At 66.7% G+C, this 22,913-nt stretch carries 19 protein-coding genes and 1 pseudogene; 8 read left to right on the forward strand and 12 right to left on the reverse strand.

The window, feature by feature from the left end; genetic code table 11:
* Positions 1–12: 12 nt before the first annotated feature.
* Positions 13–1,116 (reverse strand): mandelate racemase/muconate lactonizing enzyme family protein, encoded by a 1,104-nt coding sequence (locus tag AAFP35_RS12695; RefSeq protein WP_419221990.1) that lies wholly within the window; start codon positions 1,114–1,116, stop codon positions 13–15.
* Positions 1,113–2,027, reverse strand: coding sequence for a LysR substrate-binding domain-containing protein (locus tag AAFP35_RS12700; protein ID WP_419221991.1), 915 nt, complete (start codon positions 2,025–2,027; stop codon positions 1,113–1,115). The genes AAFP35_RS12695 and AAFP35_RS12700 overlap by 4 nt, the downstream gene beginning before the upstream one ends.
* Positions 2,028–2,255: 228 nt before the next feature.
* Between AAFP35_RS12700 and benA the strand changes: the two genes are divergently transcribed.
* The 6 genes from benA (at position 2,256) to AAFP35_RS12730 (ending at position 10,352) form a co-directional block, all read left to right on the forward strand.
* Complete coding sequence (gene benA / locus AAFP35_RS12705; protein WP_419221992.1) at positions 2,256–3,629, forward strand: benzoate 1,2-dioxygenase large subunit; 1,374 nt, start codon at positions 2,256–2,258, stop codon at positions 3,627–3,629.
* 44 nt (positions 3,630–3,673) lie between these two features.
* Positions 3,674–4,219 carry a benzoate 1,2-dioxygenase small subunit gene (gene benB, locus AAFP35_RS12710; protein ID WP_419221993.1) on the forward strand — a complete coding sequence of 182 codons (546 nt, stop codon included), beginning with the start codon at positions 3,674–3,676 and terminating at the stop codon, positions 4,217–4,219.
* A gap of 10 nt (positions 4,220–4,229) precedes the next feature.
* Positions 4,230–7,007 (forward strand): benzoate 1,2-dioxygenase electron transfer component BenC, encoded by a 2,778-nt coding sequence (gene benC / locus AAFP35_RS12715; RefSeq protein WP_419221994.1) that lies wholly within the window; start codon positions 4,230–4,232, stop codon positions 7,005–7,007.
* Between the two features lie 149 nt (positions 7,008–7,156).
* Complete coding sequence (locus AAFP35_RS12720; protein ID WP_419221995.1) at positions 7,157–7,285, forward strand: hypothetical protein; 129 nt, start codon at positions 7,157–7,159, stop codon at positions 7,283–7,285.
* A 101-nt stretch (positions 7,286–7,386) separates the two neighbouring features.
* The gene (locus AAFP35_RS12725) at positions 7,387–7,593 is read left to right on the forward strand and encodes a cold-shock protein (protein ID WP_419221996.1); all 207 of its coding nucleotides are present in this window, start codon (positions 7,387–7,389) and stop codon (positions 7,591–7,593) included.
* Between the two features lie 98 nt (positions 7,594–7,691).
* On the forward strand, positions 7,692–10,352 hold the full coding sequence (locus AAFP35_RS12730; RefSeq protein ID WP_419221997.1) for a LuxR C-terminal-related transcriptional regulator: 2,661 nt from the start codon (positions 7,692–7,694) through the stop codon (positions 10,350–10,352).
* A gap of 120 nt (positions 10,353–10,472) precedes the next feature.
* On the opposite strand, the gene AAFP35_RS12735 is transcribed toward AAFP35_RS12730, so the two are convergent.
* The 5 genes from AAFP35_RS12735 to AAFP35_RS12755 all read right to left on the reverse strand — a co-directional run bounded on the left by AAFP35_RS12735 (position 10,473) and on the right by AAFP35_RS12755 (position 14,436).
* Positions 10,473–10,763 (reverse strand): GIY-YIG nuclease family protein, encoded by a 291-nt coding sequence (locus AAFP35_RS12735; protein ID WP_419221998.1) that lies wholly within the window; start codon positions 10,761–10,763, stop codon positions 10,473–10,475.
* Between the two features lie 250 nt (positions 10,764–11,013).
* On the reverse strand, positions 11,014–11,655 hold the full coding sequence (locus tag AAFP35_RS12740; RefSeq protein WP_419221999.1) for a 3-oxoacid CoA-transferase subunit B: 642 nt from the start codon (positions 11,653–11,655) through the stop codon (positions 11,014–11,016).
* Positions 11,652–12,449, reverse strand: coding sequence for a CoA transferase subunit A (locus AAFP35_RS12745; protein ID WP_419222000.1), 798 nt, complete (start codon positions 12,447–12,449; stop codon positions 11,652–11,654). Before AAFP35_RS12745 ends, AAFP35_RS12740 begins: the two co-directional genes overlap by 4 nt.
* Positions 12,446–13,216, reverse strand: coding sequence for a 3-oxoadipate enol-lactonase (gene pcaD, locus AAFP35_RS12750; protein WP_419222001.1), 771 nt, complete (start codon positions 13,214–13,216; stop codon positions 12,446–12,448). Before pcaD ends, AAFP35_RS12745 begins: the two co-directional genes overlap by 4 nt.
* Complete coding sequence (locus AAFP35_RS12755; RefSeq protein ID WP_419222002.1) at positions 13,213–14,436, reverse strand: acetyl-CoA C-acetyltransferase; 1,224 nt, start codon at positions 14,434–14,436, stop codon at positions 13,213–13,215. Before AAFP35_RS12755 ends, pcaD begins: the two co-directional genes overlap by 4 nt.
* Before the next feature lie 76 nt (positions 14,437–14,512).
* Here AAFP35_RS12755 and AAFP35_RS12760 point away from each other — a divergent pair, with 76 nt between their 5' ends.
* On the forward strand, positions 14,513–15,406 hold the full coding sequence (locus tag AAFP35_RS12760) for a LysR substrate-binding domain-containing protein (RefSeq protein ID WP_419222003.1): 894 nt from the start codon (positions 14,513–14,515) through the stop codon (positions 15,404–15,406).
* Between the two features lie 13 nt (positions 15,407–15,419).
* Here the strand turns inward: AAFP35_RS12760 and AAFP35_RS12765 are convergent, their stop codons facing one another.
* Positions 15,420–17,222, reverse strand: coding sequence for a substrate-binding domain-containing protein (locus tag AAFP35_RS12765; protein ID WP_419222004.1), 1,803 nt, complete (start codon positions 17,220–17,222; stop codon positions 15,420–15,422).
* Between the two features lie 24 nt (positions 17,223–17,246).
* Positions 17,247–17,684, reverse strand: a complete 438-nt coding sequence (locus AAFP35_RS12770) for an SRPBCC family protein (protein ID WP_419222005.1) — start codon at positions 17,682–17,684, stop codon at positions 17,247–17,249.
* On the opposite strand from AAFP35_RS12770, the pseudogene AAFP35_RS12775 reads away from it, so the two are divergent.
* Positions 17,662–18,255 (forward strand): annotated as a pseudogene (locus AAFP35_RS12775) (DNA-3-methyladenine glycosylase); the annotation flags it as partial. The gene AAFP35_RS12770 and the pseudogene AAFP35_RS12775 overlap by 23 nt on opposite strands.
* Before the next feature lie 4 nt (positions 18,256–18,259).
* On the opposite strand, the gene AAFP35_RS12780 reads toward AAFP35_RS12775, so the two are convergent.
* Genes AAFP35_RS12780 through AAFP35_RS12790 form a run of 3 tightly spaced genes read right to left on the reverse strand, consistent with a single transcriptional unit; the run spans position 18,260 to position 22,717 of the window.
* Positions 18,260–18,520: an antitoxin gene (locus AAFP35_RS12780; RefSeq protein ID WP_419222006.1), complete on the reverse strand. Its 261-nt coding sequence runs from the start codon at positions 18,518–18,520 to the stop codon at positions 18,260–18,262.
* 10 nt (positions 18,521–18,530) lie between these two features.
* Positions 18,531–21,542, reverse strand: coding sequence for an HAD-IC family P-type ATPase (locus AAFP35_RS12785; RefSeq protein ID WP_419222007.1), 3,012 nt, complete (start codon positions 21,540–21,542; stop codon positions 18,531–18,533).
* Complete coding sequence (locus AAFP35_RS12790; protein WP_419222008.1) at positions 21,539–22,717, reverse strand: MBL fold metallo-hydrolase; 1,179 nt, start codon at positions 22,715–22,717, stop codon at positions 21,539–21,541. The genes AAFP35_RS12785 and AAFP35_RS12790 overlap by 4 nt, the downstream gene beginning before the upstream one ends.
* Between the last annotated feature and the right edge of the window lie 196 nt (positions 22,718–22,913).

Consider the following 22,913-nt stretch of genomic DNA (forward strand, 5'->3'; position numbering starts at 1 on the left):
CTTACCCGCTGCTCAGAGGTCCATGCGATATTTGGTCAGCTTGTCCTCGTCGATCTCGAAACCGATTCCGGCCGTGGATGATCGGTGCAGGTAACCGTCCCGGATCTCCAGCGGGACCGTGAGCAGGTCGTCGCTCATGTCGAGGAAGTTGGAGAGCTCGCCGGCATACCGAGACGTCGATGCGAACGCGGCACCGAAGGCGAGTGCGCACGCCGTGCCGACCTGACCGTCGATCTGGTTGCCCATCACCACCTCGAGCCCGAGCCCTTCGGCCAGGTGGTGGACACGTCGCGAACCGGTGAAACCGGTCCGTGCGGTCTTGATGCTGATCGCGGTGGCGGAGCCACCCAGCACCTCGCGGGTGACGTCGGCCGGGGTGGGCACGGATTCGTCGGCGATGAACGGTACGTCCACCTTCCCCACCAACCACCGCCTGCCCAGCACATCGTCGGCGGGGCAGAGTTCCTCGGCGAACAGCAGCCCCAGATCATCCATCTCGCGCATCGCACGGGCGGACTCGGATGCGGTCCAGCCCCTGTTGCCGTCGACGTAGAGTTCGACGCCGTCGCCGAAATGGTCGCGCAGGGCGCGCACCACCGCCACGTCGAGATCGATGGGCCGTCGCCCGACCTTGACCTTGAACGTGCGGATCCCATAGCCGTCGCGCATCTTCTCGGCCTCGGCGACCATGGTCGCCGGATCGTCGAAGCCGAGCATGTGGCTGACCCGCATCCGATCGGTGTAACCGCCGAGCAGATCGGTCACCGGTAGTTCGAGCGCCTTGCCCAGTGCATCCCAGATCGCCATGTCCACAGCGGCTTTCGCCGTCGGGTTGCCGACGGTACGCGCCAGTCGAGCGCCCACAACCTCGCGTTCGAGGAGGGTCAGGCCCACCAGCTGCGGCGCAAACACCTTCTCCACCACCGCGACGATCCCGTCCTGGGTCTCGCCATAGGTGAACGGGCGCGGGGGCGCCTCGGCGACGCCGACGATGCCGTCGTCGGTGCGCACACGCACCAGGACGTGTTCGGCGGCGTGCACCTCACCAGAGGCGAACTTCAACGGTTTCGTGTACGGAATGGCGAACGGAATCGCCTCGACCGCGGTGATCTTCATGCACGTTCTCCCATATCGATTCCGACCGTCTCGACGGCGAAGGCAGCTGCGATGGCATCGGACACGGCAGAGACCACCGGGTTGGCCTCTCCGTCACGCCAGGCCAACGCGAGTTCGACGGTGCCCGCGTCGACCAGATCCCGGATGACCAGGCCCTCCAGAGGTAGCGACCGCACCGAAGCGGGCAACACGGCGACGCCGAGACCTGCCGCGACCAGAGCGAGTAGCACCGCCGTGCCGGGCGCCTCGTGCGCGCGCTGCGGAACGAATCCGGCACGATGGCAGGTGCGGATGGCGGCGTCGTTGACCGCCGAATCCCGACTGTCGTACATCACGAACGGTTCATTGCGCAGGTCTTGCACGGCCACCACGGGTTCCACCGCCAGCCGGTGATCGACCGACACCGCCAACACCATCGGCTCGATGTCGATGGTGCGGACGTCGATCTGTTCACCGACCACCGGTGGGCGTAGCACGCCCAGATCGAGTGCCATCGCACGCAGGCCCTCACACTGCACCGGAGTGAGCATGTCGGAGCGGATCTGCAGATCCACCGACGGCAGTTCACGCTTGATCACGCGCGCGATCCGGGGCAGGTGTGAAAAGGCCGCGATGCCGGTGATGCCGAGCCGCACCACGCCGCTGCGTCCGGCCGCGATCCGACGGACACCGTCGACGGCGTCGTCGACCTCCGCGAGGATGCGGTCCGCCTCGGCTTTCAGGTAGTCACCGGCCGGGGTGAGCGACACCTGCCTGGTGGTGCGGGTGAACAGGGTGACGTCGAGTTCGGACTCGAGCTGCCTGATCGCGTAGGAGAGCGCAGGCTGGGCGACATGCAGCTGTGCAGCGGCCTGTCCGAAATGGCAGGTCTCCGCGACGGCTGCGAAATAGCGAAGATGCCGTAACTCCATGGACCGCGCACTTCCTGTCTCGTTCTCCCATGGTGAACCGATGTGATGGGCACCACGTATGACATCACCGTAGGTCGGACATCCATACGAGACAAGGACACGTTATGCACTGATTGATAAATACAATGGATCAATCGAATGCTTGGTCAGGACTAGCAATTGTCCTGGTGTGATCGGCGACACGTGATGCCACAGTGCAAGTACAGCCCACATTCATGGAGGTAGAGCATGACCGCGTCGATCGAGAACCTGCATCACGTCAAGTCAGTCCTGGCCGACGCGGTCATCGACGACCACGATGCCGGCGTCTTCCGCGCCAACCGGCGCATCTTCACCGACGAGGAGATCTTCGAACTGGAGATGCGCCACATCTTCGAGGGCAACTGGATCTATCTCGCGCACGAGAGCCAGGTCCCCGAGCCCGGTGACTACTTCACCACCTACATCGGACGGCAGCCGGTGGTGATCACCCGGAGCAAAGACGGCGAACTGAACTGCCTGATCAACGCCTGCGCACACCGCGGGGCGATGATCTGCCGACGCAAGACCGACAACCGGATGACCCTGACCTGCCCGTTCCACGGCTGGACGTTCCGTAACGACGGCACACTGCTCAAGGTCAAGGATCCGGAAGGGGCAGGCTACCCGGACACGTTCGACGTCAACGGTTCTCACAACCTGACCAAGGTCGCCCGCTTCGACAGCTACCGAGGATTCCTCTTCGGCAGCCTCAACCCCGACGTCACCTCCCTCGACGAACATCTCGGTGACACCACCAAGGTGATCGACATGCTCGTCGACCAGTCCCCGGACGGACTCGAGGTGCTGCGCGGGTCCTCCACCTACACCTACGACGGCAACTGGAAAGTCCAGGCGGAGAACGGCGCCGACGGCTACCACGTCACCGCGACGCACTGGAACTACGCGGCCACCACCTCCCGACGCGGCACCGGCGAATCCACGAACGACACCAAGGCGCTCGACGCCGGCGGCTGGGGAAAGTCCGGTGGCGGCTACTGGTCGTACCCGAACGGCCATCTCTGCCTGTGGACGTGGGCAGCCAACCCGCAGGATCGCCCACTGTGGGACAAGATGGATCAGCTCAAGGAACGCTTCGGCGACGCCAAGGGCGAGTTCATGGTCAAGGGTTCGCGCAACCTGTGCCTCTACCCGAATGTCTATCTGATGGACCAGTTCTCGACACAGATCCGGCACTTCCGACCGATCGCGCCGGACAAGACCGAGGTCACGATCTACTGCATCGCCCCGAAGGGTGAGAGTGACGAGGCGCGCGCCCATCGAATCCGCCAGTACGAGGATTTCTTCAATGCCTCGGGCATGGCCACGCCGGACGATCTCGAGGAGTTCCGGTCCTGCCAGCTCACCTTCCGCGCGCAGGCGGCGCCGTGGAACGACATGAGCCGGGGTGCCGAACACTGGCTGACCGGTCCTGATCCGGTGGCCGAGAGCCTCGGCATGAGCGGAGTGATCTCGGCCGGCATGAAGAACGAGGACGAGGGACTCTATCCGGTCCAGCACGGGTACTGGTTGGAGACGATGCGCAAGGCCGCGGCCGCCGAGGAAACCTCGGCGAACTCCTGACCCGTCACACCGGCAACCCCGAACCCGCCAGACAGGACGATCCGATGACCACCGCAGACATCACACCCGGCACCCACGCACAGGCGTCCGCAGGACCGAAGCTGATCACGCAGAACATGATCGAGCAGTTCCTCTACCGCGAAGCGCGTTACCTCGACGACCGAGAGTTCGAGAAATGGCTCGACTGTTACGCCGACGACGTCGTCTACTGGATGCCGTCGTGGGACGACCGCGACCGTCTCACCGAAGACCCACACCGTGAGATCTCGCTGATCTACTACGGCAACAAAGGCGGCCTCGAGGACCGCGTGTTCCGCATCCGCACCGAACGTTCCTCGGCCACTTCGCTTCCCGAACCGCGAACCAGCCACAACATCAACAACGTCGAGGTGATCGAACGGCGGGGCGACCTCGTCGATGTCCGATTCAACTGGCACACCATGTATTTCCGCTACAACACGGTGGATCCATACTACGGGACGTCGTTCTACACGATCGATTTCTCCGGTGACCAGCCGTTGATCCGCCGCAAGACGATCGTGCTGAAGAACGATTACATCCACCACGTCGTCGACATCTATCACTTCTAGGAGCGCGCCCATGACCGTCACGACCGACCGCGACGCTGCGGCCGCGACCGACTCCGACGCCCGCACCCACCAGGTGGCGCTCACCTTCGAGGACGGTGTCACCCGCTTCATCACCTGCCGCGAGGACCAGACGGTCGCGGACGCCTCCTACCGACAGCGCATCAACATCCCGCTCGATTGCCGCGACGGTGCGTGCGGTACCTGCAAGGCGTTCTGCGAATCGGGTGGCTACGACGGCGGCAGCTACATCGAAGATGCCCTCTCCGACGACGAATCCGCGGCGGGTTACGCGCTGCCGTGCTGCATGAAACCCTCCTCCGATCTGGTGCTCCAGATCTCGGCGACCTCGGATATCGCCAAGACACAGGCGGCGACCTTCACCGGCACCGTCGTGGAGCTCGAACGGCTCTCGGAGTCGACGATGCGACTCGGCGTCGAGATCCCGAACCGCGCGGACCTCGCCTTCCTGCCCGGCCAGTACGTCAACATCTCCGTGCCGGGTACCGACGACGGGCAGGGCGCCTTGCTCACCCGGTCATATTCGTTCGCGAACGGCCCGCACGAGGAACGTCTGGTCTTCCTGGTGAAACTCACACCGGGCGGCGCGATGTCGACCTATCTCACCGAGCGCGCACAGCGCGGCGAGTCGATCACCTTCACCGGACCGCACGGATCGTTCTTCCTGCGGGAAGCGACCCGACCGGTGCTCCTGCTCGCCGGCGGCACCGGCCTCGCCCCCATCCTGGCTATGTTGCGAAAGCTGCACGACGACAACAGCAGGCGCAAGGTGCACCTCATCTACGGTGTGTCCACCGACACCGATCTGGTGGCCCTCGACGAGATCGAGTACTTCGCCCGAGAACTCCCCGGGTTCACCTGGGACCACTGCGTCTCCGACCCGAACAGCGCCGCGGTCAACAAGGGCTACGTGATGAGCCTGATCGAGCCGGGACACCTCTACGACGGTGACGTGGCCATTTATCTGTGTGGTCCCCCGCCCATGGTCGAATCGGTCCGCAAGCACGTCGCCGATGCGGGCATCGACCCGACCGGCTTCTACTACGAGAAGTTCGCCCTGGCCGTACCGGCGGCCGCGGACACGTCGCAGGCCGCCGCCGAACCCTCGGCCGAATCCCCGTCCGCAGGGCCGGTCACCGACGAGGGATTCATCCCCGCGCCGGACGCACGAGCGATCGCCGGACAGATCACGTTGCCGCCCACCGACATCGAACCGTCACCCACGTCGATCGCCGCGGCCGACGACGACGCCATGTCCCGCATCGCCGGGCAGCAGATATGGTCCGTCACGGGTGCGGCCCCCGCACTCGACGCCGACGACGGTGCACTGGCCGCGACGCCGGCACGGAGCATCGCCGGACAGGAGGTGTTCCCCGGCGACGCCATCGCACCCCTGCACACCGTCGACGCCACCACTGTGAGGTCGACCCCGGACTCCACGACTCCGGAAGACGCTGCCGCCCAGATGGTTTCCGATCCCGTCACGATCACCCCGGAGGGCTATCAGATCGGTGAGGAGCACCCGGAGATCCACGAATCGGACGCGCTGTTCGAGGCGCGGGCCGCGCTGGAACTCGGTGCGCTCGAACTGACCTTCGGCCGTCTGTCCACCAGACAGTTGGCCGGTTACCGTCTGCTCGCGGAGACGACCGTGCCCTACGTCGACGGCGACCGGTTCGTCGATGCCGCCGAATACACCGAGACCAACGCGAACTTCCACGACTATCTGTTCACGCTGACCGGCAACGATCACCTGCTCTCGGCGTACCAGGCGCTCGGTGTGAAGGGCCGGATGAGCGACGTGCTGCGCAACGCGACGTGGTGCCATCCGCTGTGCGCACAGGATCACGTCGACATCGTCGCCGCGTTCGAATCCGGGGACCGCGACGCCGCACGCGCATTGATCACCGCACACGCCGACCGCTCCAAGCAGACAATGCGCCGTGCCATGGCCGACGAGATGGCGGCCCGCCGACCGAAGTTCGTCACACCCGGCCGTTTCGCAGGCAAGGTCGTGGTGGTCACCGGCGCCGCCCAGGGCATCGGCGCGCAGACCGCGCGGCGGATCAGCGCCGAGGGTGGCAAGGTGGTGCTCGCCGACCGGTCCGAGTTCGTCGCGGAGCTGTCCGCCGAACTCGCCTCGACAGGCCCCGGCGCGGTGTCCGCGGTCGCCGACCTCGAGACCTACGACGGCGCGGCGTCGGTCGTTCGCACCGCGCTTTCCACATTCGGTCGCGTCGACGTGCTGATCAACAACGTCGGTGGCGCGATCAATTTCAAACCGTTCACCGAGTTCTCCGACGACCAGATCCGCGCCGAAATCGACCGATCGTTGATGACAACCCTGTTCGCGTGCCGCGCCGCACTTCCGTCGATGATCGATCGCGGACACGGCGTCATCGTGAACGTGTCGTCGGCGGCCACGCGCGGCATCCATCGCATCCCCTACTCGGCGGCCAAGGGCGGCATCAACGCCATCACCGCGTCGTTGGCGATGGAGTACGCCGATGCGGGCATCCGCGTGGTCGCCACTGCGCCCGGTGGCACCGAGGCCCCGCCGCGGCGCATCTCCCGCGGTACCCCGGAGCCGACCAACGCCACCGAGCAGGACTGGTTCCAGGCACACATCGACCAGACGCTCGCCGCGTCGTTGATGCATCGCTACGGCACGCTCGACGAACAGGCTGCGGCGATCTGTTTCCTCGCGTCCGAGGAGGCGTCCTACATCACCGGCACGGTCTTGCCGGTGGCAGGCGGGGATCTGGGCTGACCCACCGAACGCCGCCGGATGCTCTCGATCGGCGCCGGGGCGTGTTACGGTCGACGACAACGGCTCGACCCGGCTCGGGATCCGACCCGTGAGATCACGTCACCGCTGGTGCGCCACTGAACTTTTCGCCCCTGATTCGAGGTCATTTGATGATGGATTTCGAAGGTCTTTTCTCGCATCCCCTCACGCAGGAAAACCATGCTGTCGCACCGGAAATCGCCGACCTCGCCGTCGAATTGACTTTCTCGGCCGAATCAGAGATCACCGACGAACCATAATCCGCGATCGGTGCTTTTGCTTTTCTGTGGACTTTCTGCCATGATCTACCGGCGGTATTCACACGAACACCGCGTGCATATAGAGAGAAGTACACAGCATCATGGCTCAAGGAACCGTCAAGTGGTTCAACAGCGAAAAGGGCTTCGGCTTCATCGCTCCCGATGACAGCACCGGTGGGGACGTCTTCGTCCACTACTCCGCGATCCAGGGCAGCGGCTACCGCAGCCTCGAGGAACAGCAGCGCGTCTCGTTCGAGGTCGAGCAGGGCCCCAAGGGACCCCAGGCAACCTCGGTGACAGCGCTGTAAAGCACTCGCACCGCACTTCGAACGCCGCACGAGACTCGTCTCGTGCGGCGTTTTGTCGTCGGGGCCGAACCACGGGCGACCCGCCGTAGGATGAGCACATGATCGGCGCGCCGGAATGCATTGGGCGAGAACGTGAGATTGACGAGCTCCTCTCCCGTGCCGCGGCCGTCACCGGACCCGAGATCCTCATCATGCGAGGCGATCCCGGCATCGGGAAGACCACCGTTCTGTCTCGGCTGACACGCAGGCACCGCGATCTGCACGGCTCACACCGCACGCTGTGGGCGCAGTCGGCGCCCTGGGAAACAGACGATTCGGGCGGCGTTCTGCGCCAACTGGTTCACGACGTCTCAACTACCGGCGATCGGGAATCGACCGCCTTGACGGCGGCGCTCGACGATCAGGAACCGACACTCATCGTCGTCGACGACGCCGAACATGCCGATCCGGAGTCCATCCGGTCACTGATCAGCCTGACCCGAACGCATCGCAATGCGCGGACTCTCATCATCGCTGCGGTCACCACCCCGGAGACGACCCTCGCACGGCTGCCCGCCGCCGAGATGGAGCTCTCCGGGCTGGCCGGTAGCGCGGTGGCCGACCTCGCCGCCCGGCGCGGGCTGGTGCTGCATCCGACCATGGTCGGTCTCCTGACCCGTCACACCGCAGGCAACCCGCGCGCCATCCTCGCCCTCTTCGACGAGGTGCCGTCGGCGCTCTGGTCGAGTACCGGCCATGATCTGCCTGCACCGTCGTACATCGTCGAGGACGTGCGCGAGCGGCTGGCCGCGTACTCTCCACCCGCCCGCGCGCTGACCGAAGCCCTCGCGGTGCTCGACGACACCGAGCCACTGGACACCGCCGTCGCCCTCGCCGGGGTCGACGACCCGCTCGCCGCCCTCGACGACGCGCTCGGCGGCGGGTTGCTGACCGACCCGGCCGGTCTGACGCCGGCGGACGCGCATCCACGGCTGGCCGGACCGCTGACTCGCGCCGCCGTGCTGGCGACGATGGGGATGCGCGCGGTCGGCGACGCACACCGTCGTGCCGCCGAGCTCGTCACCGATCCGGCGCAGCGGCTGCACCATCGGGTGGCCGCCACACCGACCGCAGATCCGCAACTCGCCGATGATCTCGACCGGCTTGCACGGCAACGTGGTGCCGACGGCGCCTGGGCCGAAGCAGCTCGCCTCTACCGGCAGGCCGGCCGTCTCACCGCCGACCCGGTTCGTCGTGACGTCCGGGTGACACGCGCGGCCGATGCGTTGCTCGCCGCCGGCGACTGTGTCGGCGCCGGTGCTCTCGTCCCGCTCGTCGAGAGTCTTCGCGAAACACCTTTGCGCAACGCCACTCTGGCATACCTGGCGATCCTGCGCGGCCGGTCGTCGGAGGCCCGCGTCCGCCTCGATCGCGCGTGGTCGATCGTCAACTTCGATCGCGAACCGGAGACCGCGGCGCTCATCGCACAACGCTACGTTCTGCACAACCTGGTGCGATGTCAGGGCACCGAACTCGTCGAGTGGGCCGACCGTGCGATCGCGATGGCAGGCAGCCAATCCCCGGCTGGTGTCGAGGCGGCGGTCATCCGCGGATTGGGGTTGGCATGGTCGGGACGACCGGCAGAAGCGGTGTCGGAGTACGAATCCCTGACCGAGAGGATCAAATTCGGCGCCCAGGCGCAGCGTGCCACGATGGGCCGCGGCTGGTTGCAGCTGGGCCTCGACGACGTCGACGCCGCCCGCACCAATCTCGAGACGGCGGTGTCGATGGCGAACCTGGGCGGCTCGACCCGGATCTCGTTGTGGGCCCTGGGCTGGCTTGCTCGCGTCCAGTTCCTCACCGGGGACTGGGAACCCGCACTCCGTAGTGTCGATCAAGGCCGTGCCCTCGCCCGTACCAGCGGCATCGAGCTCGCGACCCCCTTGTTGAACTGGACGGCCACACAGGTCCATTCCCTGCGCGGCAACTGGGATGAGGCGCAACGCTCCGTCGCCGACTCGGCCACCGGCATCGGCGACTACGAGATCATGCGGATTCCGGAACTGTTGGCGCGTGCCCAGATCGCCGAGGCGGCCGCCGACTACGGAAAGGTTCGCCGCACGCTGGAACCGTTGCGACACATGGCCGACGAGGTGCCCGCGTTGACCGAGCCGGGCTGGTGGCCCTGGGTGGACGTGCTGGCCAATGCCCTGGTGATCGACGGCCAGCTGGAGACTGCGGACACACTCCTACGCGACTACGAGCGACGCGTCGACGAACGTGGCAGTCGGTCTGCATCGGCGCGCATCAAATACGCTCGGGGCCGATACCTGGGTGCGACCGGTGAGATTCACCTGGCCAGAAGAACTTTCGACGAAGCCCTCGAACTCCTCGACGGCCTCCCGTTGCGCTACGACGTCGCTCGGGTCAACTTCGCCTACGGTCAGACCCTGCGCCGCGCGGGGAAACGACGAGCGGCCGACGCGGTGATCGGTACGGCGCGCGACATCTACCTGTCCCTCGGCGCCACCACCTATGTCGAGCGGTGCGACCGCGAACTCAAGGCCGGCGGGATCAACGCCGCGCGCTCCGACCGGGACAGTGTGGACCTCACCCCGCAGGAGGAGGCCGTCACCGCCCTCGTCGCACGAGGGCTGTCGAACCGCGAGGTCGCCGCCGAACTGTTCATCTCCCCGAAAACGGTGCAGTATCACCTGACCCGCATCTACGCGAAGCTCGGCCTGCGTTCGCGCTCCGAACTCGCCGCCTCCCGCCGCTGAGCTCCGCCGGTCGAGTAGCCCCCGCTGTTCGAGTAGCCCCCCGCTGTTCGAGTAGCGCAAGCACTTCCCCGCTGTTCGAGTAGCCCGAGGCGCTAGCCGAGGGCGTATCGAGAACAAGGGTCACCGCCGCCGAAACCGCTTGCGCGCCAACTCCGGCAGATCCTCGAACGTCCCGTCGATCAAAGCCAGGCGTTTGGCACGCGACCAACTGTGCACACGCTTCTCGAGCGCATACGCTTCTGCGACTGACTCACACGGAAGGCAGTAGACCAACCGCACCGGCAGACGGCGGCTTGTGTACTGCGCACCTCGACCGCTGTTGTGTTGGTCGACCCGCCTGTCGATGTCTCTGGTGCTACCGACATACAAGCTCCCGTCGGCGCATTCGAGAATGTAGAGGTAGCCGGGCATGGACTCACTATGACGCAGATTCGACGGGGCGCCGGAGGGTTGTCCACAGGCTGGTTCCCTTGGTCTCGATACGCCCTCGGCTAGCGCCTCGGGCTACTCGACCAGCGGGACACACTCGACCAGCGAGGGCAAACACCCACGCAACCCACCACCGGGCACGGCTCGGGCAACTCGACCAGCGGGGGCACGCGCCGGGCAACCCCACCACCGGACACGCCTCGGGCTACTCGTCCAGAGGGAAGCCGCAACCTCAGGCGGTGGTCTTGTCCACGACGGGCGCGCCGGTACGCTCCTCGACGGTAGCGAGATCGACGCCCGGGGCGAGTTCGACGGCGTCGAAGCCCGAACCGTTGACATCGAAGACACCGAGGTCGGTGATGACCCTGCTGACCACACCCAGGCCGGTGATCGGAAGTGCGCACTCCGCCAGGAGTTTCGGCTCGCCCTTCTTGGTGCTGTGTTCCATCAGGACGATGACCTGGCCGGCTCCGTTGACCAGGTCCATGGCGCCGCCGATGCCCTTGACCATCGCACCGGGGACCATCCAGTTCGCCAGGTCACCGTTGCCTGCCACCTGCATGCCGCCGAGCACCGCGACGTCGACGTGACCACCACGGATCATCGCGAAGCTGGTGGCGGAGTCGAAGTACGCGGCGCCGGGCAACACGGTGACCGTCTGCTTGCCTGCGTTGATCAGGTCGGGGTCCACCTCGTCGTCGTACGGGTAGGGTCCGACGCCGAGGATGCCGTTCTCGGCATGCAGCATGATGCCCGAGTCATCCGGCAGGTGGTCGGGGATCTTGGTCGGCAGACCGATGCCGAGGTTCACATAGTCGCCGGGGGTGAGTTCACGGGCGGCACGCGCGGCCATCTCGTTGCGGGTCCAGGTCATGACAGTTCCTCCTGGGAATCGGTCTGGCCGGGCCGCGGGCGAGTCGTACGCTGCTCGATCTCCTTGCGGGAGGCCTGTTCCGGGGTGAGTTCGATGATGCGTTTGACGAAGATGCCGGGCAGGTGGATCTCGTCGGGGCCGAGCTCGCCGACCTCGACGACCTCCTCCGCCTCGACGATCGTGGTGCGGCCCGACATCGCGGCGGGTGGGTTGAAGTTTCGTGCGGCCGCGTGGAACACGCAGTTGCCCGCGGTGTCGACAACGGCGGCTCGGATCAGCGCGTAATCGGTGACGATGGCCTCCTCGAGGACCATCTCCTTCCCGTTAAACGTGCGGACCTCCTTGGGTGGGGACGCGAGCGCGACGCTGCCGTCGGGGTTGTACCGCCAGGGCAATCCACCTTCGGCGACCAGTGTGCCGACACCGGTCGGTGTGTAGAAGCCTCCGATCCCGCTGCCGCCGGCCCGCATTCGCTCGGCGAGCGTGCCCTGCGGGGTGAGCTCCACGGTGACCTCGCCGGCCAGGAACTGCCGCCCGAACTCCTTGTTCTCGCCGATGTAGGAGGCGATCACCTTGTTGATCTTGCGCGCCTCCAGCAGCAGTCCCAGACCTGCGCCGTCCACGCCGCAGTTGTTGGACACGATGGTGAGATCACCGGCGCCCTGCTCCAGCAACGCTTCGATGAGGAACCACGGGATACCCGCGAGTCCGAATCCGCCGACGGCGAGGCTTGCCCCGTCAGGAATGTCGGCGACCGCCTCGGCCGCGGATCCGACGACTTTGTCGATGCTCATGCTTGCTCCAGATGTTCGATGAGTGCGGGCGTGATGATCTGCGGCTGTTCGGCATTGGCCAGGTGCGCCGACTGCGGCACCACCATCAGTCGCCCGTTCGGCACGCCGTCTGCGATCTCTGCCAGCCGGGCGGGTGGGGTCGCGGGATCGTCGGCGCCTGCGATCGCGAGGGTGGGCGCGGTGATCGTTGCGAGATCGCCACGTTGGTCCATCGTCGCGAGCACCTCGCAGCACGATGCATAGCCCTCTGCCGGGGTGGCTGCCACCATCTTCTCGTGGTAGGTGCGTGATTCCGGATTCTGCTCGAGGTGTTCCGAGGTGAACCAACGCTGCACGACGGCCTCGGCGACCGCTCCGGTACCGTCGGCGCGCACCGTAGCCGCGCGATCGGTCCACGCCGAAGGCGGCGGGAAAAACGCTGCTGTGCACAGCAATCCGAGGTTGGCCACGCGATCGGGGTTGCGCACGGCCAAACGCAGTGCGGTGGCCCCGCCGAGCGAGAGCCCGACGACATGTGCGCGCGGGATGTCGAGGCGATCGAGCAACGCGATGACGTCGTCGGCGAGGTCGTCTATCGTGTACGGCCCCTGGGGAACCGGGGATCCGCCGTGTCCGCGGGTGTTGTACCGGACCACGCGAAAGCCGGTCTCGAGCGCGGCGAGTTGGGCGTCCCACATCTGGTAGGTCGAGCCGAGCGAGTTCGACAGGACCACTGCGGGACCGTCGGGACGACCGCTGACGACCGCCTCGACCTCGACGGCGCTCACTTGACGCCCTCGAAAACCGCTGCCAGCCCTTGTCCCCCGCCGATGCACATCGTCTCCACGACGTACCGCGCGTCTCGACGACGCGCTTCGTACGCGGCGGTCGCGAGGATGCGGGCGCCGGTCGCGCCGATCGGATGGCCCAGCGAGATGCCGGAACCGTTGGGGTTCAGCCGTTCGTCGGTGGCGTCGATCTTCCATTCGGCCAGTACCGCGAGTGCTTGCGCGGCGAATGCCTCGTTCAATTCGATGAGGTCGATCTCGTCGAGGGTCAACCCGGCCCGATCGAGTGCTGCAGCGGTCGCACTGACCGGCCCGATGCCCATGATCTCGGGCTCGACGCCGGTGACGGCCCACGATGTGAGCGCCAACAACGGGTCCAGTCCGCGGCGTTCCGCTTCCGACCGCGTGGTCACGATGCACATGGCCGCACCGTCGTTCTGACCGGATGCGTTGCCTGCGGTGACGGTGGCCTCGGGATCGATCTTGCGCCGGATCGGTCGCAGCGCGGCAAGTGATTCCGCCGAGATGTCGGCTCGGGGGTGTTCGTCGCGGTCGACCTGCACGTCGGGTTTGCCGCGTCGGCCGGGCACCGTGACGGGCACGAGTTCGTCGGCGAACTTGCCCGCCTCGTGTGCGGCCACGGCGCGCTGATGCGACCGCACCGACAATTCGTCCTGCGCGGCGCGACTGATCCCGTACTTCTCACGCAGGTTCTCCGCGGTCTCGATCATTCCGCCCGGCACCGGGTGTGAGTCACCACCGGCGGTGAGACGGCCACGGTCGAGGCGATCCATGAGTTCCACACCGCCCTGTCGGACACCGGTGCGCAGTCCGAGTGCGTAGTGCTCGACGTTCGACATCGACTCCGCACCGCCCGCGACGACGAGACGCGCTCCTCCGGAGGCGACCTGCGCGGCACCGTTGAGTACCGCCTGCAGTCCCGAACCACATCGACGATCCACTTGAGTGCCGGGCACCCCGACACCGAGTCCGGCGTCGAGCGCGGCCATCCGACCGATCGCGGGTGATTCGCCGTTGGCGTAGCCCTGCCCGAGGATGACGTCGTCGATGTCACCCTCGCCGAGACCTGTTCGAGCGACGAGTTCGCGCAGCAGTCCGGTGGCGAGGTCGGTGACCTTGAGGGAGGCCAGAGCCCCGCCCATGCGCCCTACCGGAGTTCGCAATGGTGAACAGATGACGACGTCGGCTCCAGTGCTCATGACTCCACGATAGGAACGGCCGACGATATTGAGAAGTATCCATATGCGGCTCAGTAAGACGTCTAGAGTCTTAATCGTGGAACTTCGTCACTTGCGATATTTCCGTGCGGTCGCCGAAGAACTGCATTTCGGCCGCGCCGCCGAGCGGCTGCACATCGCCCAGCCCCCACTGTCGCAGCAGATCCGCCAACTCGAGGACGAGCTGGGGGTCACGCTGTTCACCCGGTCCACGCGCCGGGTGGAGCTGACCCCGGCAGGCGCCGCATATCTCGAGCGGGTCGGGGCGATCCTCGATGCCGTCGAGGTGGCCGGCGCACAGGCGCAGCGCATCGCCGAGGGACGTCAGGGCGCACTGTCGATCGGATGTGTGGGGTCGGCGACGTACTCACTGCTCCCCCGGCTGGTGCGTGCGCTGCGCACCGAGCTACCCGGTCTGGACGTGAGTGTTCGCGGCGAGATGCTCGCTCCCGCCCAGATCTCGGCACTCGTCTCCGGCCAGATCGATCTCGCATTGCTCCGACCGCCCGTCGGCGGCTCCGACATCGTCGTGGAGACCGTGCGCCGCGACCGGCTGTTCGTCGCACTGCCCGATGCGGACCCACATGCCGCGGGCACCGCCGTGCATATCGACGATCTGCGCGACGCGGAGTTCATCGCGCATGCGGGCCACGGACGCTCGGTGATGAGCGGCGTCGTCGCCGCGATCTGTGCGACAGCGGGTTTCGTACCGCAGATCCGGCACGAGGTCGAGGAGACCTCGACGCTGGTCACCCTGGTCGCCGCGGGATTGGGGGTGGCGATCGTGCCCGAACCGACCGCAGCACTCGGCGTCGCCGGTGTCACCTATCGGCCGCTGCTCCCCGACGACCCGGAGGTCGAACTCGCCGTTGCACGGCTGGCCACCGAACCGTCACCGATGATCGAACAGGTGCTCACGGTGTTGCGGCGGGTGGCCGCAGCCGAAGGCTGACCCGTGCTGCGACTCAGCGCCCGGCGGCCGCGACACGGGCCTGGATGGCGTCGACGAACACCGTCCGGATGTCCGCCGGTGTCTTCGCGACGTAGGTGGTGCCACCGGTGGTGTCGGCGATCTCCTTGAGCGCCTCGGTGTCCGCGTCGTCGGAGATGCCGATGGTGAGCACCAGCACCGGACGGGCCGGATCCTCGAGATCCTTCAGATCGGCGAGGAGCTGGTCGAGGGTGATGCTGTTCGCGTCCTCGTTCTGCCCGTCGGTCATGATGATGACCGAGTTCGAATAGTTCGGGTCGTAGCTGTTCTGCACCTCTTTGAACGCCGCGAGGGTGGTGTCGTAGAGACCGGTGCCACCACCGAGCTGCGACGGCGACAGGCCGGAACGGACCGCGCGGGCCAGTTCCTCGCGGTGGGTGTCGTCACCCGACGCCGGGGCGTCGAGCCGTTTGATCGGCGACATCCACTTCCAGTCCTGACCGACACCCGCCTTGTCGATACCGAACGCCCAACCGCCGATCATGGTGTTGTTCGGGAACAGGCCGAGTCCGGTCATCGACGCCTGGATCAGCAATCCGGCGCGAGTCGTGTCGCCGGCGGCAGCGGCCATCGAGCCGGAGGTGTCCTGCACGACGAGAGTCCGGATCGGCACACCGAGCACCTGCCACTGGCGGATCGCGCGGTCGACCTGTGACGGGTCCTTGAGCCCGAGCGGCTCCACCTTGCCGACACCGTCGCCATTGGGCAGCGGCGCCCCGTCCGGGGCGCGGTATCCCGCCTCATTCAGCGCAGCGCGCCCTTCGTCGGACGACAGATGTTCGACGAGAGCCTTTCCTGCCTCCGCCGCGCTGTCGCGTTTGGCAGCCGACGCGGTGTTGACGATCGGGTAGTCGAGCATCACGGTGCCGTCGTCGGGCACCGACGCCTTGAGCTCGGTTCCCGGATGGGTCCGGGAGAACAGGAGGTACTGCTGCTCGGTGGTCACCACCGGTACGTCGGCGGTGTTGGCGAGATTGAGTCGGACTCCCTCGTTGTCATTGGCCAGACGCGCATTGTTCTGCTGGACGGCGAGGACCGTCATCGCCTCGGTGAACTGCTTCTCGGTGAGGTCCCCGCTGTTGACGTCGGCCAGAGCACCGACGATGGGTGCGTCACCGGTGCTGGTGTCGATCGGGCTGCCGGTACGTAAATCCTGCAGCTTCATCACGTCGACCCAGCTGCCCAACTCGGGGACGGACTTTCCCGCCACGACGGTCGGCGACGACGCGATCGACGGCGAGACCAGGTTGAGGTCCCGTCGAACCTGGGTGGTGACGCGACGGGCCTGGATCTGCGAATCGGCGACCCAGAGATCCGGTGCCGCCTCACCGCGCGTCAGCTGTCCCGGCACGTCGGCGCCCGCGACCCCGTTCACGTCGAAGTCGAAGCAGGAGTCGTCCGAGGTCTTCTGCGCGAGGTCGCGCAGCGCCCCGGTCATCGACGGGTCGGAGGCGACGGCCACCGAGGTCCGTGACGAGCAGCCGACCGCACCGGTCCGCCACAGCACGACACCGGTGACCAGCGCGACCACGACGATCAGGGCGGCGAGGCCCCACAACCAGGTGGCCCGACGACCCGACGACGCCCGCCGGTGTTCGAAGCCGAACCCGTCGTCGGTGTTGCGCGCCTGCGTCGCGACCGGACCACTCGCGGGCTGGTCGATCGGCCCCGTCCTCGACGATGCCTGTCCGCGTTGTGCTGCCGTCGGTCCGGTCCCGGGCCCTTGGCCCGGTCGCTGCGCACCTGAACGATCAGCGCCGGAGCTGTGCCGCCCCATTGCTTCCCCCCTGCATTATTTTCTTCAGCCGAAGACTTCGCGGAATGTCGCGAGCGACTTCCGCAGATCTCCGGATACTGCCATCGCGGCCGCCTTGCCGGCCGGCCCGATCAAGGGTAAACCACCGAGGTCGACCGTGAACGTGACAGTGGAACCTGCATCGGTGGGCGTAATGCCCAGATCGAGCTTGGCCTTCACCCCGCCCTTGCCGCTGCCCTTCAGCTTGACCTGCTCGAACTGCCGATACTGCTCGATCGTCCAGTCGAACCGGATACGCGTCCCCTTGATCTTGACGACCGAGGCCAGCGCGACCCCCTCACCGAGTTCGGCCGCACTCGGCACCGCCGACCGCCAGCCGTCGTGCAGCACGAGCCACTCGTCGTAGCGCGTCAGGTCCGACGCCGCCGCCCAGGTATCTTCGACAGACAGATCCACATCAATGGAGTCGCTCGTCTTGGCCATGGTCAGTGAGACTAGCGCGGTCGCCCAGCATGCCCGCGCCCTACTCGGAACAGTGCTGGTCGGGCACGGTGTCAGCCTGCGGATCACCGAGGTCGAGGCCTACGGTGGCCGCCACGATCCGGCCTCACACGCCTACCGTCGCACCCCACGTTCGGAGATCATGTACGGCCCGCCGGGCCGACTGTACGTCTATCGGATTCACGGTCATTTCTGCGCGAACGTGGTCACCGGACCCGCCGAACAGGGTTCGGCGGTACTACTGCGTGCCGGCGAGATCGTCGACGGCATCGAGGTCGCGCGGCATCGTCGTCCGACCGCGAAAGACGATGTGGCACTTGCGCGGGGGCCCGGCAACCTGACCCGGGCTCTCGGGATCACGATCGACGATCTGGACACCGATCTGCACGACGGACTGCCCGTGACCCTCTCCCGATCGGCGGGCACGAGACCACACGCGATCAGCAGTGGACCGCGTGTGGGGGTCCGCCTGGCCGCCGACGTGCCCTGGCGGTTCTGGGTCACCGACGACCCGACCGTGTCCGCCTACCGACGACACGCCCGGGCCGAGGCCACCGCTACTGCGGCTGCTGCGGCGGATCCTGTTTCGGCTGCCCCGGCGGTGTCTGCTTCGGCTGCTCGGGAGTCTGCTCCGCCTGTCCGGGGGCCTGACCGTCCTCGGCGCCGACCGCCTTCCTGACCGCGTCCTGAGCCTTGCCCACATGGCTGGAGTACTTGCCTCCGGTCGCCTTGTCGACTGCGTCGCCGCCCTTCTCGATGAGGCTCGGGTTGCCCTTCAGCGCGGCCTTGGCCTTGTCCACCAATCCTTTGAGATCCATGCCCGAAAGTCTAGGCGGTGCCCGCCTCAGACGTCAGGCTCGAATCGGACGGCTCCGAGTCGTCGGTCCGTGCGGCGATGACCCGCGGGATGACCCGCGAAGCGATCTCGACCGCGACGATGCCGACCGCCGCCGAGATCAAGGCGACCGAGATCATCTGCAGATTCGACGAATCGAGTTTGAACAGATCCTGCGTCCACGACCAGGTGAAGATCACCACATAGGCGAGCACGGACACCGCGATCAGAAGCACCTTCCACCACGTGTACGGCCGGGCCACCACCGCGAGCACGTACAGCGCGACGGCGATCAGCGTGATCAGCGTGGCCGTCGCCGCCTGGGTCTGATGTGGGGTCAGATCGACCGAATCGCTCGATCCGATGCTCACCCCTTCCCCGCCCGGATTGACGATGACATAGGTGACGAAGGTGGCCACGCCGACGATCAGCCCGTTGGGCACCGCCTCCGACAACACACGCCGGACGAAGCCCGGGCGGGCACGCTCGTTGTTCGGCGCCAGAGACAGGACGAATGCCGGGATCCCGATGGTGAACCAGGCCGAGATCGTCACGTGGATCGGCTGGAACGGATAGCTCAGCGAGTCGAAGCCGAACAGCTTGCCGCAGATCCCCGCAACGCCGACGACCAAGGCGAGCAACACCGCGTACACGGTCTTGGTGAGGAACAGATTGGAGACGCGCTCGATATTGCCGATGACGCGCCTGCCTTCGCCGACGACGTAGGGCAAGGTGGCGAACTTGTTGTCCAACAGCACGATCTGCGCGACCGATCGCGCCGCCGAACTGCCCAATCCCATCGCCACGCCGATATCCGCATCCTTGAGGGCGAGGACGTCGTTCACGCCGTCGCCGGTCATCGCGACGGTGTTGCCACTCGATTGCAGGGCATGGACCATCGCACGCTTCTGATCGGGCCGAACCCGCCCGAACGTGACACCCTGGTCGACCACCTCGGCGAGTTCCGTCTCGTCGGTGGGCAATTCGCGGGCGTCGACCGATGTGTCCGGCGATCCGAGGCCCAGCGACGCGGCGACCGCCCCGACCGACCGCGCGTTGTCGCCGGAGATGACCTTGACCGAGACGTGCTGGCTCGCAAAATAGTCCAGCGTGTCGCGAGCGTCCGGCCGTACCCGCTGTTCGAGGACGACGAGCGCCACCGGCACCACCTGCCCGGGAGCGATCGCACCCGCCGCAGGCTCGGTGTCCACGGGGACGTCGGTGCGGGCCAGCAACAGGATACGCAGCCCCGTCGAACCCAGTTCCCCTGCCAGGGAGGCGGTCTCGCCGGCCGGGTCGAGCAGCACGTCGGGAGCGCCGATGATCCAGTTGCCACGGTCGAGACCGGTGACGTCGTCGCGGAACGACATCCCGCTCCACTTCTTCGCAGAGGTGAAAGGTTCCACCGCCGACACCGACCACGCCGGCGGATCGGGGTAGGCCTCGGCCAGTGCCTGCATGCTCGCGTTCGGTCGCGGATCGTGTGCGGCCAACGCCGCCAGGACCCGTGACAGGTCACCTGGGTCTCGATACGTCTCCTCGCTGCGCTCGTCGACTACTCGACCAGCAACAGGAACCGCTCCCTCACCACGCTCGTCGACTACTCGACCAGCAACAGGAACCGCTCCCTCACCACGCTCGTCGACTACTCGACCAGCAACAGGAACCGCTCCCTCACCACGCTCGTCGACTACTCGACCAGCAACAGGAACCGCTCCCTCACCACGCTCGTCGACTACTCGACCAGCAACAGGAACCGCTCCCTCACCACGCTCGTCGACTACTCGACCAGCAACAGGAACCGCTCCCTCACCACGCTCGTCGACAACTCGACCAGCACCACGAACCGACCCCGCGCCCCGCTCGTCGACAACTCGACCAGCACCACGACCCGACCCCGCGCCCCGCTCATCACCTACACGACCAACACCACGAACCGACCCTTCGCTGCGCTCGTCGACAGCTCGACCAGCGCGGGTCGCCCTCTCCGACCCACCGGCCACATCGTCGGCAGCAGGCGGCTCCGCGTCCGCGGTGCCGACCGGCCGCAGTTCGGACAGTCGCATCCCGTTCTCGGTGAGGGTGCCCGTCTTGTCTGCACAGACGACGTTGACCCGGGCCAGCCCCTCGATCGCGGGCAGCTCGTTGACCAGACACTTGCGTTGACCGAGCCGGACCACACCGACCGCGAAGGCGATCGAGGTCATCAGGACCAGACCCTCGGGGACCATCGGCACCAGCGCGGCGACCATGCCGAGCAATGACGACTTGAGGCCGCTACGGCTGATGAACAACTGGTTGACGATGGTCAGGATGCCTGCGGGGACGAGCAGCCAGGTGATCACCCGCAGGATCTGATCGATGCCGGAGCGCAGTTCGGAGGCGACCAGGGTGAACTTCGACGCCTCGGCGGCCAGCTGGGCGGCGTATGCGTCGGCACCCACCTTGGTCGCGCGGTAGGCACCCGAGCCGGCGACCACGAAGCTGCCGGACAAGATCTTGTCGCCGGGCGACTTGTCGACCGGATCGGCCTCACCGGTGAGCAGCGACTCGTCGACGTCGAGAGCGACGGATTCCACCGTCTCCCCGTCGACCACCACCTGGTCGCCGGCGCCGATCTCGATGATGTCGTCGAGCACGATCTGATCCGGCGCCAGCGCCACCACCTGTCCGTCGCGGCGCACCATCGGGGTGGTCTGCCCGACGATCGCGAGGCGGTCCAGGGTCTGCTTCGCGCGGATCTCCTGGATGATGCCGATCCCGCTGTTGGCGATGATGAGCAGGCCGAACAAGCCGTTGATCAGCGAACCGGTGGAGGCGACGATCACGAACAGCACACCCAGGATGGCGTTGATCCGGGTGAACACGTTGGCGCGCACGATGTCCCGGACTGTTCGTCCCGAGCGTGCGGGCAGGTCGTTGACCTGGCCCGCCGCCACCCGCTGGGCGACCTCGGTGGCGGTGAGGCCGGGATTGCCCGCGGTGTCCGTCGACGTCTGGGTCACGCCGATGCCTCCCACCACGCCGGGTTGTGCGTCCCGGTCCCGGTTCGCGTCCGCAGATCGATGGTGCCGCCCGGCGGCGGGACCACGACGGTGGCGGATTCGGCCGCGGCACTCGGCAGCAACCGGGTGATGGGCTCGGCCCACGGATGACGGGCCAGGTTGAACGTGCCCCAGTGGATGGGGATCATGACCGCATCCCGGCCGCGGTCGCGGGTCAGCATCCGATGCACGCGCACCGCCTCTTCCGGATTGACGTGGACATCGGGCCAGACCGGGTCGTAGGCGCCGACGGCGATCAGGGTCAGATCGAACGGTCCCAGGCGAGCCCCGACCTCGTCGAACTGTTCGCAGAACCCGGTGTCGCCGGAGAAGAACAGCCGATGCTCGGGCCCGTGAACCGACCAGCTGGCCCACTGGGTGGTGTTACGAACGAGAGCGCGACCGGAGAAATGACGCGCCGGACAACAGGTGAAGGTGAGGTCGGTGCTGCCGACGGTCACCGCGCACGTCCCCCACCAGTCGGCCTCCTGGATCCGGTTCGGGTCGATCCCCCACGCGACGAGGTGGGCGCTGACCCCCAACGACGTGATGAATCGGGCTGCCGGCTGGCGACGCGCAAGCTCGACCACCGTGGCCATGTCGAGATGGTCGTAGTGATCGTGGCTGATGAGCACCACATCGATCGACGGCAGGGCACCGACCGCGAGGGGTGGACGATGCATCCGAGCAGGACCCACACGTTGCGACGGCGAGCAACGTCGGCTGAACACCGGATCGGTCAGGATCCGCACGCCGTCGAGGTCCACGAGCACCGAGGCGTGCCCCAGCCAGGTTGCACTCAGATCGGCGCGTTCGTCGTCGAGCTGCGGGGTCAACACCGGGATCGCGTGGTGTGGACGACCGGGGTGGCGAATCATGTCGGTGAGCACGCCGAGATCGGCGTCGACGGCCGGCTCGATCGGTTGATGGTTGTGGAAGACGCCGTCGCGCAGGTGCGGCGACCCGGAGGTGCGTCGGGCGATCTCGTCCTTGCGAGCCCCCAGAGCGCGCGCCGAAGGCAACCCGCCACGCGCCAACCCGGCTGTCACCGTGTCGACCGTCGACAGGCCTGCGGCGGTCAAGGACGTCGCGGCACGGGCCCAGGGGCCTGCCGCCCTACCGATCGTCGAGGTCACGGTTGCCAGACTAATGACCATCGTGGGATCGAACGGACCGGTTCGCCACGTGTCGGGAGCGTTCGCTCTCGGCGCAGCCGTCGAGCACGGCGAGAGCTACGATCTCACCCATCAGGCCCGATATGCACTGATACAGTGCTGCGAGCAAGATTCACCACACATGTGCAGATCACATGTGCGCATGGGGGTGGGGCCA

It is taken from the genome of Gordonia sp. CPCC 206044, assembly GCF_048537895.1.
In the GTDB taxonomy this organism is placed as follows: domain Bacteria; phylum Actinomycetota; class Actinomycetes; order Mycobacteriales; family Mycobacteriaceae; genus Gordonia.